Annotated in this window: 11 protein-coding genes and 3 pseudogenes; 11 read left to right on the top strand and 3 right to left on the bottom strand. The window is 60.0% G+C overall.

Annotated features, from left to right (window positions below):
* The 11 genes and pseudogenes from JWR98_RS08465 to JWR98_RS08415 form a co-directional block, all read left to right on the top strand.
* Window positions 1–471, top strand: a 471-nt coding sequence (locus JWR98_RS08465) for a hypothetical protein (protein WP_205489756.1), incomplete at its 5' end; no start/stop codon positions are given.
* Between the two features lie 25 nt (window positions 472–496).
* Window positions 497–1,282 carry a signal peptidase I gene (lepB, locus tag JWR98_RS08460; protein ID WP_205489755.1) on the top strand — a complete coding sequence of 262 codons (786 nt, stop codon included), beginning with the start codon at window positions 497–499 and terminating at the stop codon, window positions 1,280–1,282.
* A 371-nt stretch (window positions 1,283–1,653) separates the two neighbouring features.
* Window positions 1,654–4,221: pseudogene (locus JWR98_RS08455) on the top strand (autotransporter outer membrane beta-barrel domain-containing protein); the annotation flags it as partial.
* 174 nt (window positions 4,222–4,395) lie between these two features.
* On the top strand, window positions 4,396–4,830 hold the full coding sequence (locus JWR98_RS08450; RefSeq protein ID WP_205489753.1) for an RDD family protein: 435 nt from the start codon (window positions 4,396–4,398) through the stop codon (window positions 4,828–4,830).
* Window positions 4,831–4,966: 136 nt separating this feature from the next.
* Window positions 4,967–5,548, top strand: a complete 582-nt coding sequence (locus tag JWR98_RS08445) for a hypothetical protein (protein ID WP_141064896.1) — start codon at window positions 4,967–4,969, stop codon at window positions 5,546–5,548.
* 40 nt (window positions 5,549–5,588) lie between these two features.
* Complete coding sequence (locus JWR98_RS08440) at window positions 5,589–6,269, top strand: CsgG/HfaB family protein (RefSeq protein WP_205489752.1); 681 nt, start codon at window positions 5,589–5,591, stop codon at window positions 6,267–6,269.
* Between the two features lie 29 nt (window positions 6,270–6,298).
* Entirely contained in the window at window positions 6,299–6,661 is a 363-nt protein-coding gene (locus JWR98_RS08435) for a DUF4810 domain-containing protein (RefSeq protein ID WP_003170917.1), read from the top strand.
* On the top strand, window positions 6,658–7,308 hold the full coding sequence (locus tag JWR98_RS08430; RefSeq protein ID WP_003170918.1) for a DUF799 domain-containing protein: 651 nt from the start codon (window positions 6,658–6,660) through the stop codon (window positions 7,306–7,308). The genes JWR98_RS08435 and JWR98_RS08430 overlap by 4 nt, the downstream gene beginning before the upstream one ends.
* A gap of 131 nt (window positions 7,309–7,439) precedes the next feature.
* Entirely contained in the window at window positions 7,440–9,080 is a 1,641-nt protein-coding gene (locus tag JWR98_RS08425) for a vWA domain-containing protein (protein WP_205489751.1), read from the top strand.
* A gap of 93 nt (window positions 9,081–9,173) precedes the next feature.
* A complete protein-coding gene (locus JWR98_RS08420; protein WP_078731033.1) occupies window positions 9,174–9,746 on the top strand; it encodes an RNA polymerase sigma factor in 573 nt (190 codons plus the stop codon).
* Window positions 9,743–10,356 (top strand): annotated as a pseudogene (locus JWR98_RS08415) (hypothetical protein). Before JWR98_RS08420 ends, JWR98_RS08415 begins: the two are co-directional and overlap by 4 nt.
* A 152-nt stretch (window positions 10,357–10,508) precedes the next feature.
* Here JWR98_RS08415 and JWR98_RS08410 read toward each other — a convergent pair.
* From JWR98_RS08410 to JWR98_RS08400, 3 genes and pseudogenes are all read right to left on the bottom strand, one after another.
* Window positions 10,509–11,069: a DUF4276 family protein gene (locus JWR98_RS08410; RefSeq protein ID WP_256858135.1), complete on the bottom strand. Its 561-nt coding sequence runs from the start codon at window positions 11,067–11,069 to the stop codon at window positions 10,509–10,511.
* Window positions 11,066–12,181: an AAA family ATPase gene (locus JWR98_RS08405; RefSeq protein ID WP_078731035.1), complete on the bottom strand. Its 1,116-nt coding sequence runs from the start codon at window positions 12,179–12,181 to the stop codon at window positions 11,066–11,068. Before JWR98_RS08405 ends, JWR98_RS08410 begins: the two co-directional genes overlap by 4 nt.
* 162 nt (window positions 12,182–12,343) lie before the next feature.
* A pseudogene (locus JWR98_RS08400) lies at window positions 12,344–13,373 on the bottom strand (SDR family oxidoreductase).
* Between the last annotated feature and the right edge of the window lie 13 nt (window positions 13,374–13,386).

Here is a 13,386-nt window from a genome sequence, read left to right as displayed (position 1 = left end):
GGCACCGCGGCGTTGAGCGGCGCGGGGTTCGCGGCCGGCATGAAGGTCGGGCAGTTGGCCGAGATGCCGACACCCGTGGCGATTTTGACGGTGATGGAGGCGGAAAAAATCGATGTAGGCGTGTTGCTCAAGCAGGGCTTTATCGACGCGCTGGGCAAGACCTCAACGCTCAAGGTGGTCGGTGACGACGAGCCCGCCGATGCGCAGATCCAGCTGACCGTGGCCGAGTGGGGCTTTCGCCTGACTCAGGGGTTCAGCAGTGTGATTTACCCCACCCTCAACGTGGTGGCGCAGATGAATCGGGGCGATGAAATGATCTGGCGCACCAGCGAGGCGGTCACGCCGTTCAATGGTCAGAATGTCTACGGCTACACGCCGCTCACCTACCGCACAGACCCCGAGGCCTTACGCCGGGCGCTCACCGGGATCACGCAGATTTCCGGGCGTTATCTGGTGCAAGAGCTGAAGTAGACATTCGCCGTATAAAGGACCTTTGATGAAACCCGCAAAACTTTCCCTCCAGGCTTTCCTGATGGCCTGCCTCATACCGGGCTGGGGCCTGGTGTATGTGGGCCGCCTGCAGTGGGGCATGCGGGTCGCCGCGTTGTTGCTCGGCGGGGTCGCGCTGATGGGCGCCTTGGGGTGGATCACCACACCGCTTGGGCTGTATGCCTTCTTCGCGTTCGTCATCACGGTCAAGCTGACCTCCGCCATCGTGTCCGCCGTATTGGCGCGTCGCTACAGCGGCGCGCCCAATGTGCCGCGTAAACGTGTTCATGCTCTGTACGTCGGCGGGGTGCTGATCCTGGTGCTGATGCTGGATGTCTTTCGGGTGCCGTTGCTGGGCTTCAAGAACTATTACATTCCGTCGGGCTCGATGGTGCCGACGTTGTCCATTGGCGACTACATCATCGCCGACCTGCAAGCCGGCGCGCCGCAGGTGGGGGATATGGTGGTGTATCGCTGGAATGGCACCGAAGCGGTCAAACGGGTGGCGGGTGTCGCGGGGGATACGTTAGCCATCGTGAACGGTGAACTGATCCATAACGGTGAAAACCTCGGGCTGTTTCATGCACCGGCCGACCGGGTGCAAGGGCCGCAATCGCAGGCAATGGCGCCGATCAAGGTCGAGCCGGGCCATGTCTTTTTGTTGGGCGACAACCGCAACAACAGCAACGACAGCCGCTTCATGGGCCAGGTCGCGGTGGAGGACGTAGTGGGCAAGGTCACCGGCATCTGGTTCTCGAACGAGCGCGCGCGCATTGGGACGACTTTTCCATAAAGCTTTCGAGTATGGGTTGCCGGGTGGGCAACGCTGCGGTTCATGGCCGGCCAGCTTCTTTTACCTCGTCACCCTGTGACCGACTGCACAACTTTCCGACACAATCCTGAACCTTTTCGTACATTCAAAGGTCTTTACCGCGCCTACCCGCACGCGGTCGGCTGCATGGACTGCAGCGTTTTCGAAGACATTAAGGATTGATGTGAGCTTTTTCCCCCTTTATTCCCTTTTTCGCCACTGCCTTGTGCGGTGCGAAGGTGCGCGCCTGCGCATTCGGCAAACGCGCCGAGGGCATGCATTCGGGACCTTTGATCCCTTCGTTCGATACACCTACTGCCGCCGGGCCTGTTGGCGGCTTTGACCTGTAGTTCATGGAGTTTGAAATGAAGCGTAAGCCGTTCCAGAAAAGTCTGTTGGCAATCATGGTTGGCGCAATCAGCACGCAGGTGCTGGCGGTGGAAGTTGACCTTGGCGCAGGCAAGACCCAGTTTGTCAGCGAGACCTACAACGAGTCGCTTATCCTCACCGGGCAGACCACGCAGATCACCACGCCGACCAATTCGCCCCCGGCCGGGCTGGGTGTCGCCGATACTCATATCCAGGGTTCGTTGATCAATCGCGCAGATATCACGCTGGAGTCGCAAGGCAACACTGTTCGTGCAATCGCTATCGACCCGATGTTCTGGACGGGCCCAGCCAATTTGAACCCCGGTACTATCACGGGAGATGTGATTCAGGCGGGCAACATTCTGATGCGCAACGGCGGCTATGAAGGGCTTGAGATCGGCGCCACGACCATTGGCGGCAGTGTTATCAACTCCGGCACTATCCGCTCGACGCCTCCGACGGGAACTGTGACGACCCCCGGCTACCTGGGCGGCGGTGAAGGCATTTATCTGCATGGCACGACCATCGCGGGCGATGTTTCAAACACGGGTGTGATCGATATGGCAGGCCCGGATGCGATTGGTTTGATCCTGGACGTCAACGGCGGCACGCCAACTACTATCGGCGGTAAGCTGCTCAATTCGGGTTCGATTACCGCCACGGGTGAAGGCGCCTGGGGCATTGAAGTGGAAACCGATACCAACCCGCTGCGTATCGAAAACAGCGGCTTGATTTCTGCCAATGGCAATGACGCCAAGGGTATGTTTTTTTATAACGGCACCATCGATTACATCCTCAACACCGGCACGCTTGAGGCCAAGGGCACCAACGCCAATGCCTTCGAGTTTCTGGAGGCAACCTTTGCCCAGAACAGTGCCAGCGGTTCGCGCGGCATTATCAACCGTGGCACGATCACCGCCGATGGCACGGCGATTCTGGTCGGCCCCGATCAAACGTCGTCGTTCGAAATCAACCAGCAAGCCGGCGAAATCCGCAGCAATTCCGGCACGGCCATCGACGCCAATAACCTCGCCACCCTGAACTGGACTGGCGGCCAAATCACCGGCGACCTGCTCAACCTCAATGCGGTCAACGTCGCAGGCCAGGCCAATTTCACCGGCAGCCGCATCATCGCACCGGTGTCGGTCAACGCGGGCTCGCTGAACCTGTCGGCGCCTGGCACCGCCATCACCGGCAACCTCAACGTTGCCAGCGGCGCCGGCATCGATATGCACTTGTCCGACAGCGTCGTGCCGACCACGCCGTACCTGACCGTCAACGGCACCGCCAACTTCGCCCAGGCGTCGAAGCTGACTGTCAGCGCCAACCCGGGCGATTTCGCCAGCACCAACGACGGCACCCAGTACACCCTGTTGCAAGCCACCCGCGTGCAGAACAACGGGTTGTCCGTGACCAGCGCTTCATCGCTGCTGGACGTGCTCAGCTACTCGGTCGATGCGCAAACGGTCAAGGCCGTGGTAGCGGTTAAAAATGACCAACAGGTTCAGCAGGACCTGGCAGGCGTGGGCGCCGGCGCGGCCTCGGCCACGGCCGTCAACCGCTTCAAGAACGGCGTGTTGAGCACCCTCAGCCAGGACGATCAAGTCTTCCAGGCCCTGGCCAACGCCGGCACCGCGCAGCAACTGGCGCAGGTCGGCGACCAGCTCAAGCCGGACGTCAACCGTGGCGCCCTCGATGTGGCATTGTCGGGGCAGTCCGTGGTTAACGGCGCGATCTTCAATCGCCTCACCGACCAGCGTGAAAGCCATCAGGTTGGCGGCGTGTGGGTGCAGGGCCTGAGCAGCAACATGGACCAGGACGGTCGGGGCGGCAACAACGGTTACTCGGCCAACAGCAGCGGCATGGCAGTGGGTGTGGACGGTCGTTTGAACGACACCACCACCTTGGGCGTGGCCTACAGCTACCTCAATTCCAACATCCATTCCGACCTGGGCAACAAGACCGACGTCGAAGGACATGCACTGTCGCTGTACGGTAACTGGGCCCTGCAAAACTGGTTCGTCGACGCAGCCTCAGCTATGGCCACAACGAAAACGACAGCAAGCGCCACATCGCTGGCACTACGGCCAAAGGCAGCTACGACAGTAACGTGTTGTCGGCCAGCGTGATCGGTGGTTACAGCTTCAAGCCGTCCCGAGCCGTGGTGATCGAGCCGCGTGTGGCCGCGCGTTATTCCAATGTGCGCATGGATGGCTACGACGAGAAGGGTTCTTCGGCCGCCCTGAGCACGCGTTCGCAGCGCTATGAAGTGGGCGAGTTGGGCGCGGGCGTGCGTCTGGCCGGCGACCTGCCGATGGGCGCCGGCCGCTTGCAGCCAGAAGCGACGCTGATGGCCTATCACGACCTGATGGGTGACCGCGTGGCGCAAACCTCCAGCTTCGTAGAGGGCGGTTCGGCGTTTACCGTGACCGGTGCATCGGTGGCGCGTGACAGCTACGAGGCCAGCGTGGGCGTGAACTACAACGTGTCGGACTTCACCGTCGGCGCCAGCTACACCCGCCAGGCTCGCAGTGGTTTCGACGCCGATGGAGTAATGCTCAAAGCGCGCTACGCGTTCTAAGCCGCAGCTTAGCGGCGCCTGCGCTGCAAGGTTTACTCGCCCGGACCTGATCGAGTAATCCGGGCTTGCGCCGATTGGCCAGGTTACCGCGCGGCTCTCACGCCGGGCGGTACTTGGCCACCTTTTACCTCAGAGGTTTATCGCGATGAGTTCACCAGCCACCACAGCGGACACTTACAACCGGGCCAGCCGTGTCAATCGGCTCCTTGCCTTCAGCATCGATATGGCCGTGGTTGTGTTCATCTTACTGTTGAAATATGTCCTGGTTTGGCTCGGCATGCGTTTCTACGATGTGCTGGGGCCGATGCTTCTGCAGGTCGTTCACTCCGGGTTAACGCTGCTGGCTTTCGGGTACTTTTTGTTTTGCGACGCTTTGCCCAAGGGTCAAAGCCTTGGTAAACGCTTGTGTCGTATAACGGTTGTGGGTTTTCCGTATCCCACGATCTGCACGATTCCCCAGTCGTTTTTGCGCAACGCATGCAAGCTGTTGTTCAGTCCGCTGGATGGATTTTTGGTGCTGTTCGGGCTGCGTCGTCGCCTGGGCGATATGTTGGCCAAGACGATTGTGGTCAACGCTTGAGCAGCAAGCTCCCTTGTCACATTGAGTAACGTGCACCACCGCACACCAACCGACGAAACACCTTGAGAACCGCTCTCAACCCCGTAAAATGCCGCGATTGTTTAAAGCACGATACTTTTCAGGGACGAATTCAGACATGCGCGCATTTGCCGTATTCCTCGCCGTCTGCCTACTGGCGGGCTGCGCCTCCAAGCCGGATTACTACATTTCTCCGGCGCCTGTGACCATTCCCAAGACCGCCACTTACTGGCTCGACACCTTTGACGTCGAAGTAGTCGGCAAAAACGAACGCTTCTTGCCCGATGACAAGGTTCGCCAGCAACTGGGCGTCGATCTGGTCGACCGTCTGCTCAAGGCCAAGCGCTACGCCACCAGCAAAGACAAAGCCGATTACCTGTTGGATGTGAACGTGGTCTACACCCGTCGCATTCAAGACTCCAAGGGCGGCTTCATCACCAACATTGTGGATGACAACACCATCCTCGCCAGTGTCGACTTCAACTACCAGGTAAAGGTCAAGAAGGCCGGTGCCGAGGTGCTGCATTTTTCCCAGGTGCGCGAGGGGCTGATGCCGCGCGGATACGTGGGTGACTGGCAGAACATGAAGACCATGGCCGGGGTGCTGACCAATACGGGTAACTCCAGCGTCGAGACGTTCTACACCGGTTTATTGAGCCGTTTCATTGTCGATGACCTGCGCGATATTCCGTCCCGCTAGTGTTTTCGGCTGCACCCGATTTCCCACTTAGGAGCACCTTGTGAAAATACTCTCCAAAATCCTGCTGTCGGGCCTCACCGGCGCAGTACTGCTGAGCGTGGCCGGTTGCGCCACCGAGAGCAATCGCGCGATGCCGGTGGAGCAAGTCGCCAGCGCCAACGTCGCATACTCCGGCGTGCGCGTGCCGATTGCCGTGGGCAAGTTCGACAACCGCTCCAGCTACATGCGTGGCATCTTCTCCGACGGCGTCGACCGCCTCGGCGGCCAGGCCAAGACCATCCTCATCACCCACCTTCAGCAGACCAACCGCTTCAGCGTGCTGGACCGCGACAACATGGGCGAAATGTCCCAGGAAGCCGCGATCAAAGGCACTGCGCAGAAGCTCAAGGGCGCGGACTACGTAGTGACCGGCGACGTGACCGAGTTCGGTCGCAAGGAAACCGGCGACCGCCAGCTGTTCGGCATTCTCGGCCGTGGCAAGACCCAGGTGGCCTACGCCAAAGTGGCGTTGAACATCGTCAACATCAGCACCTCCGAAGTGGTGTATTCCACCCAGGGCGCCGGTGAGTACGCGCTGTCCAACCGTGAAGTGGTCGGCTTCGGCGGCACCGCCAGCTACGACTCCACCCTCAATGGCAAAGTGTTGGACCTGGCCATGCGCGAAGCGATCAACCGTCTGGTCGATGGTATCAACGCCGGTGCCTGGAACCCGCGCAACTGATCAGCAACCCTTAAAGGAGCAGTACACGGATGAGCAAGGCAGTGAAGTTAGCGCTGATGCTGACAGCAATCGCGGCGGTCGCCGGGTGCCAGACGGCGCCCCCACCCCTGTATCAATGGGAAAGCTACCAGCCGCAGGTTTACGAGTACTTCAAGGGCGAGCCCAAGGAAGCGCAGGTCGAGGCGCTGGAGCGTGATCTGCAAAAGATCAATGCCAGTGGCCGCAAGGCGCCGCCGGGCTACCACGCCCACCTGGGCATGCTGTACCTGAGCATGGGCAAGGACGACCAGATGGTGCAGGAATTTCGCACCGAGAAGGCCCTGTTCCCTGAGTCCGCTGCGTACATGGACTTTCTGCTGAAAAACGCCAAGACCGGAGTGGCCACCAAATGAGCCTGTTGAAACTCACCGGCGCCCTGCTGGCCCTGGCTTTGCTCGGCGGTTGCGCGGCACCCAAGACCATTGATTACACGGCGTACAAACAGGCGCGACCGAAGTCGATCCTGGTGCTGCCGCCGATCAACGAATCGCCGGAAGTACAGGCCTCGTACAGCCTGGTCTCGCAAGTGACCTACCCGTTGGCCGAAGCCGGTTACTACGTGATGCCGATCGCCCTGGTGGACGAAACCTTCCGCCAGAACGGTCTCACCACCGCCAATGACATCCAGGGTCTGCCGCCGACCAAGCTGCATGACATCTTCGGCGCGGACGCGGCGTTGTACATCACCGTCAGCGAGTACGGCACCAAGTACATGCTGATCTCCAGCGACACCGCCGTGACCGCCTCGGCCAAACTGGTCGACCTGCGCACCGGCACCACTTTGTGGACCGGCTCGGCACGGGCCTCCAGCGAGGAAGGCAACAACAACAGCGGCGGCCTGGTGGGCATGCTGATCACCGCAGCGGTCAAGCAGGTGATCAACAGCTCCACCGATGCGGCGCACCCGATTGCCGGTATCACCAGTGCTCGGTTGCTGTCGGCGGGGCAGCGCACGGGAATCCTGTACGGCCCGCGCAACCCCAAGTACGGCACGGACTGATCCCGGTTCCGAAAACACCACAGGCCCTCCCACAATTGATCTGTGGTGTTATCTGAATTTGGGTTAACCCGAACATCCCGCACCTTGCGTCTGACCTTGTGAACGGATCATTCATTCACGAGGTTCAGCCCATGTCCCGCCCTCTGCTCTTCCTGCGTCCTGCTGCCCAAGGCTTCACCATTACCCTGTTGGTGGCGTTGGCCGGCTGCGGGGTGTCGCCCGCGCCGGAGGTGGTCGCCCCGGTCGATACGGGCCCGCTCTCCGTGCTTGAGCCCTACCCCGTACCAGGCGCGCGAAGCAAACCCATGCCGATGCCCGCGCCGATGACCGCACGCCTGGCGAAGCAGGAATCCGCAACCCTGGACTACCGCAGCGAACCCCGTGAGCAATACGCCAACCTGCCCGACAACCCGGTGCATCGCGTCGCCGAAACACCGGTCTCCACCTTCAGCGTGGATGTCGACACCGGCAGCTACGCCAACGTCCGACGTTTCCTCAATCAAGGCAGCCTGCCGCCCGAAGGCGCTGTGCGATTGGAGGAAATGGTCAACTATTTCCCCTATCACTATGCACTGCCCACCGACGGCTCGCCGTTCGGCGTGACCACCGAAGTCGCCGCCACGCCGTGGAACCCGCGCACGCAACTGCTGCGCATCGGCATCAAGGCGTCCGACCGTGCCGTGGCGGAGCTGGCGCCGGCCAACCTGGTGTTTTTGGTGGATGTATCCGGCTCCATGGACCGCCGCGAAGGCTTGCCGCTGGTGCAAAGCACGCTGAAATTGTTGGTCGATCAACTGCGCGAGCAGGACCGCGTGTCATTGGTGGTGTACGCCGGTGAATCCCGCGTGGTGCTGCCGCCCACCTCGGGCCGCGATAAAGCCAAAATCCGCAACGCCATCGATCAACTCACCGCCGGCGGCTCCACCGCGGGCGCGTCCGGTATTCAACTGGCCTACCAGATGGCCCGCGAAGGCTTTATCGACAAGGGCATCAACCGCATCCTGCTGGCCACCGACGGCGACTTCAACGTGGGCATCAGCGACTTCGACGGCCTCAAGCAGATGGCCGCCGAGCAGCGTAAAAGCGGCGTCTCGCTGACCACCCTCGGCTTCGGTGTGGATAACTACAACGAACACCTGATGGAGCAACTGGCCGACGCCGGCGACGGTAACTACGCCTATATCGACACCCTGCGCGAAGCCCGCAAAGTGCTGGTGGACCAGCTCGGTTCGACCCTGGCCGTGGTGGCGCGGGATGTAAAATTGCAGGTGGAATTCAACCCGGCCCAGGTCAGCGAATATCGCCTGCTGGGTTATGAAAACCGCGCGTTGAAGCGTGAGGATTTCAACAACGACAAAGTGGATGCCGGTGAAATCGGCGCTGGCCATACCGTCACCGCGCTGTACGAAATCGTGCCGAAAGGACAGAAGGGCTGGCTGGAGCCGCTGCGCTACGCCGTCGCGCCTGCCGCTGAAGGCAAATCCGATGAGCTGGCGATGGTGCGGGTGCGCTACAAGCCTGCGGCGGGCGGTGACAGCCGCTTGATCGAGCGGCCGGTTGGCAACGTATCCGCCAAGGCCAGCGACGATCTGCGCTTCTCGGCCGCCGTGGCCGCCTTCGCCCAACAGCTCAAGGGCGATGGCCGCTACACTGGCAGCATGAGTTTGAAAGACACCGCCGCACTGGCCCGCTCGGCGCGGGGCGACGACCCGTTCGGCTTGCGCAACGAATTCGTGCAACTGGTGGAATTGGCCCAAAGCCTGAAACACTGACCCCACATACGACAATGATCCAATGTGGGAGAGGGCTTGCCCCCTCCCACAGTTAGATCAGCCTCGGCTGACAGAAAGGAGTTCGCCACCCACATGGCCGTACCCGACAACCCACCCAGCGACGAATCCCTGCTGGCGCGCTACCGCACCGGCGACGCCGCGGCGTTCGAAGCCTTGTACGCGCGCCATCGCCAGGGCCTGTACCGTTTCCTCGTGTCGCTATGCAACAAGGCCGAACTGGCCGAGGAAATCTACCAGGAGACCTGGCTCAGCCTGATCCGCAGCAGCACCCAGCCACAGGGCCGGGCGAGTTTTCGCACGTGGTTGTTCCAGATTGCCCGCAACCGCCTGATTGACCACTGGCGTAAGCACGGCATCCACAACCCGCTGCACGACAGCTACGATGAGCAACTGCACGCCCAGGCCGATGACAGCGCCGGCCCTGAGCAACAGCTGAGCCTGAGCCGCGACCAGGCGCGCCTTGACGCGGCCGTGCAAGACTTGCCCGAAGACCAGCGTGAGGTGTTCCTGCTGCGCCTGCATGGCGACCTCGAAGTGCCGCAGATTGCGGCGCTCACCCAAACCCCGCTGGAAACCGTAAAAAGCCGCTTGCGCTACGCCCAGCAGAAATTGCGTCGCCTGCTGGCCGAGGAGGTACCTGTATGACTGACTCCCGACACATCCCTGACGACGAGCTGATCGAGCATTTCCGTCAACACAGCACGGGCGAGCCGCCTGCTTCGCTCGACGCCTTCATCCTCAACGCCGCCCGCCGCGAAGCCCCGGCGCCGCAACCGAACCTGTGGCAACGCTGGCTGCACGCCTGCCAACGCCCGCGCTGGCAAATGGCGTTCGCCACCGTGGCCGGTCTGGCATTGATGATCGGCGTGGTCATGCGCTCGCCGGTGCCGCAACCGGAAATCCCCACCGCGACGTTCTCCGGCTTGCACGAAGAAGCCGCCCAACCCGCACCGCAAGCGTTTTCCGCGCCGCGCCGGCGCCAATCGCGCCAATGGCACGGATCGCCGCTGCGCCCAAGGCCGAAAGTGCACCGGTTCAGGCCGAAATTTCCGGCGCGCTGTCGGATCAGTCCATGGCAAAAATGAGCAAGCGCGCACCGGTTGCCCTGCCTTCGTTGGAGGAGGGGCTGCGGGAAATTATCCGGTTGCGTGAGGCGGGGCAAACCAAGGCGGCGGATGAAAAGTTGCTGGCGTTGCACGAGCGCTTTCCCAAGGAAGATCTGCCGGCGAAGTTGGAGGCGCTTCACAAACAGTGACTCGGCTCGCGTGGCAGGTTGTGCAAATTCGGGCGCTCATTTGTATCTCCGGGTTGCCATACCTGTCCGGTATGTGAATTTGGCTGCCTGGAGAGAGCGCTGGCGTCGATCAACTGACAGCGCTCCTGAAAAAGGAGATGCAGGTGGTGGGTTCACTTTCCTTGAAAGTAATCAACCAACTCGCGTGCACTGGGACACTGCGGATGCTGCGCTGCGCGAACGATACTGAAATCGAAGTGCTTGATCATTTTTTTGGCGAACGCTGGTTTATTGCCGGGTCCTGAGACACCTGTGATTTTGGCAATTTCTTTAAGGCGATCATAGGGTTTGTTGAGGGTCGCTTCAGGATAGGGCTCATGATACGACTGCTTAAGCCAGTTGCTCATTGCCTGGCTGTCAGCGAGGAACCATGCTTCGAGGGCTTTTACTGCGATGAATATGGTTTTGATTTTGGCGTTGCTTATACGGTCACGAACGACATCAGCCGAGACCTCTTCCTCCAGATCGGTGAGAACGTAGATTTTGCTCACCGCCTTCATCTCTAACACCTGAATGAACGCATCAATATTGTGTGGAAGAAGGTTCCCACCTCCTTTCGCGTCAATCACAGGGGTTACCAACTCCTGTCCGCAGTCACTCAGGAATTTAGTGAAGTTTGCGGACTCGACCACGATCCTTTCACAATCGCCTTCCACGATAAAACCAACTTTCACCACGGAAGTCCCCCATTAAGCAGATTCGTCAGCCAAGCGGTGTCCAGAGGGATCTGGGTTTTATCCACGCCGGATTCCGCAGCGCATTTGACGCCTGTACGGCCTTCGATTTTATTCACAAGCCAAAGCTCCTCCGGATTCAAGTTACGCACCACGGATTCACTGTGCGTAGTAATGAAAACGGGATGCTCAACCGTCGCGTTGTCACGCATGAGCGTAACGAGTTCGCCGATGGCTTTCGGATGAATACCGCGTTCAGGTTCTTCGATAATGGTCAGACCCGCCTGAGCCGTGCGGCTCAACACGGCGGTCATGATGCACAGGGCATAAATAGTACCGTCGGAAATCAAGCGCGCAGGAAAGTGAGTTCGGGTGCCTTCTTCTTTGAATGTGATGACCGTAGCACTGTCGAGACGTTGTTTTTCAGTCGAGACATTTTCCAGACCGGGCACAATCAGCTCAATCCACTCGAGGACTTGGGTTCTGAAATCGTCGTCCTTTTCGAGTACGGAGAGCATGGTTGCGACGTTTCGACCATGGCTGTCCAACATTGTGGCATCGGCGGTCGAGCTGTCCGGCTCTTTTGCAGCCATTGGATCAATGCGAAACACCCGTATGTTTGTAAGGAACTTATAGAGCGGTGAGTTGCTGAACAACATCAGTGCCGTCATGTCTTGAGGGTATTGCAGAAGCGGTGTGAGTGGAGAGTAGCCAGAAAGCGTCAGTCGTGTTTCGCCGTTTTGGCGCCGGTCAATGCACAGCTCTCCATTGACCTTCAGGCTTTCAATGACCTGAGGGGTTTTGTCGATATCAATAAGCTTGAGCGAGTATTCAAATTGTTCACTATCGATCTCTATTTTTATTTCAAAGGACAGTGAAGTTCTTTTTTCTTTGCGGTATTTGAAACAGTGGATTTGTTGGAAGCCACCGAAATCGCGAATGGCGGTGGCCGCTCCGCGCTTTACAACGGCACCGAAGAACGCCAGGGCATCGGTAATATTACTTTTCCCGGCGCCGTTGGAGCCAGCCAGGGCGGTAAAGGGCGTCAGCCCCTCAAGCGTCAGACTTGTGAGGCTTTTAAATCCTTTGATAGTGATTGATTCGATGTTCATGGCAATTCCTTCGACCTTTACCGGCGGTCGTCGCACGACGTGCAGTCACGTCGCTTGCTTATTGAGCTTCAAAAATACGGGCTCACGCATGATATAGGCGTTCAGCGGCAGACGTATATTCTGCCCACAAAAAAGCCCCAGGCCTGTCGGCCTGGGGCTTTTTTACACCCCGCCGTACTGCTGGTGCCAAGCCACCGTATCGGTGACGGTCTGCTCCAGCGCGCGAAAGCTCAGGCCAAGCTCCTTTTCACTCTTGCGGTGGTTGAACGAGGTGCGGTGCTCCTCGCGTATCAATAGCCGCAGGGTCGCCATGCTCAGCAAAATGGGTTTACCGGTGAGGTAGGCGTAGGTCTCTTGCACGGCGGCCAACAGGTAGAGCACGGGCAGTGGCAGTTGTCGGGACGGTGTTTTCACATCGGCGATACGTCCCAGCAGCGGGATTAACTGGCGCATGGTCAAGTTGCGGCCGGCGCGAGATAACGTTCGCCGCGTCGCCCGTACTGGGCGGCGGCAATGTGGGCCCAGGCCACATCGCGGGCATCGACCAGCGAAAAGGTGCCGGGGATCAGCCCCGGCAGCTTGCCGTTGATCACGTCCTTGACCAATTGCCCCGAGGACGTCGGCCCACGGTCGCCCGGCCCCCACATCCAGCCGGGCAGTACCATGCACGCATCCATCCGAGGATGAGTTTGCAGAAACCTCATCACTTCACGCTCAGCGAGGATTTTGCTGCGGTAGTAGTCATCCGCATCGGCTTCGGCGCGCAGGCACGTCTCATCGATGGGCGTACCGGGTGCGCGTCGAGCACGGCAATCGAAGAGGTGTGCACAAACCGTCTGACCCCTGCGTCGTAGGCATGCTGGAGCAGCGCTCGTGTGCCGGTCACGTTGATCTTTTCGAGCGCGTCCCAGTGGCTGCCGCCCTTGTAGTTATCGCGAAAGAATGCCGCGCAGTGAAACACCGTGTCGCAGCCCTGCAGCGCCGCCGCAAAGGCGCCGACATCGGCCATGTCGCCCACCACCCATTCCACGCCCGGCAGGTCGCTGAACTGCTGTTCAGCCTTGGTTTGCGAGCGCACCAGGGCCTTGACCGCGTAGCCGCGTGCAACCAACTCGCGGACCAGGTTGTTGCCCAGTAAGCCGGTGGCGCCGGTCACGAAGGTACTGCGTAGACGGTGGGGATTTGTGTTCATACAGGCCATACCA

The sequence above is a fragment of the Pseudomonas lactucae genome (assembly GCF_016937615.1).
Taxonomy (GTDB): Bacteria; Pseudomonadota; Gammaproteobacteria; order Pseudomonadales; family Pseudomonadaceae; genus Aquipseudomonas; species Aquipseudomonas lactucae.
Note: the sequence above shows the minus strand (reverse complement) of the source record. Positions and strands in the feature narration are given on the sequence as shown.

Excerpts from the sequence above, each read along its gene's own strand:
- lepB (WP_205489755.1), top strand. The coding sequence starts at position 497 with ATGAAACCCGCAAAACTTTCCCTCCAGGCTTTCCTGATGGCCTGCCTC.
- JWR98_RS08450 (WP_205489753.1), top strand. The coding sequence starts at position 4,396 with ATGAGTTCACCAGCCACCACAGCGGACACTTACAACCGGGCCAGCCGT.
- JWR98_RS08445 (WP_141064896.1), top strand. The coding sequence starts at position 4,967 with ATGCGCGCATTTGCCGTATTCCTCGCCGTCTGCCTACTGGCGGGCTGC.
- JWR98_RS08435 (WP_003170917.1), top strand. The coding sequence starts at position 6,299 with ATGAGCAAGGCAGTGAAGTTAGCGCTGATGCTGACAGCAATCGCGGCG.
- JWR98_RS08430 (WP_003170918.1), top strand. The coding sequence starts at position 6,658 with ATGAGCCTGTTGAAACTCACCGGCGCCCTGCTGGCCCTGGCTTTGCTC.
- JWR98_RS08425 (WP_205489751.1), top strand. The coding sequence starts at position 7,440 with ATGTCCCGCCCTCTGCTCTTCCTGCGTCCTGCTGCCCAAGGCTTCACC.
- JWR98_RS08420 (WP_078731033.1), top strand. The coding sequence starts at position 9,174 with ATGGCCGTACCCGACAACCCACCCAGCGACGAATCCCTGCTGGCGCGC.
- JWR98_RS08405 (WP_078731035.1), bottom strand. The coding sequence starts at position 12,181 with ATGAACATCGAATCAATCACTATCAAAGGATTTAAAAGCCTCACAAGT.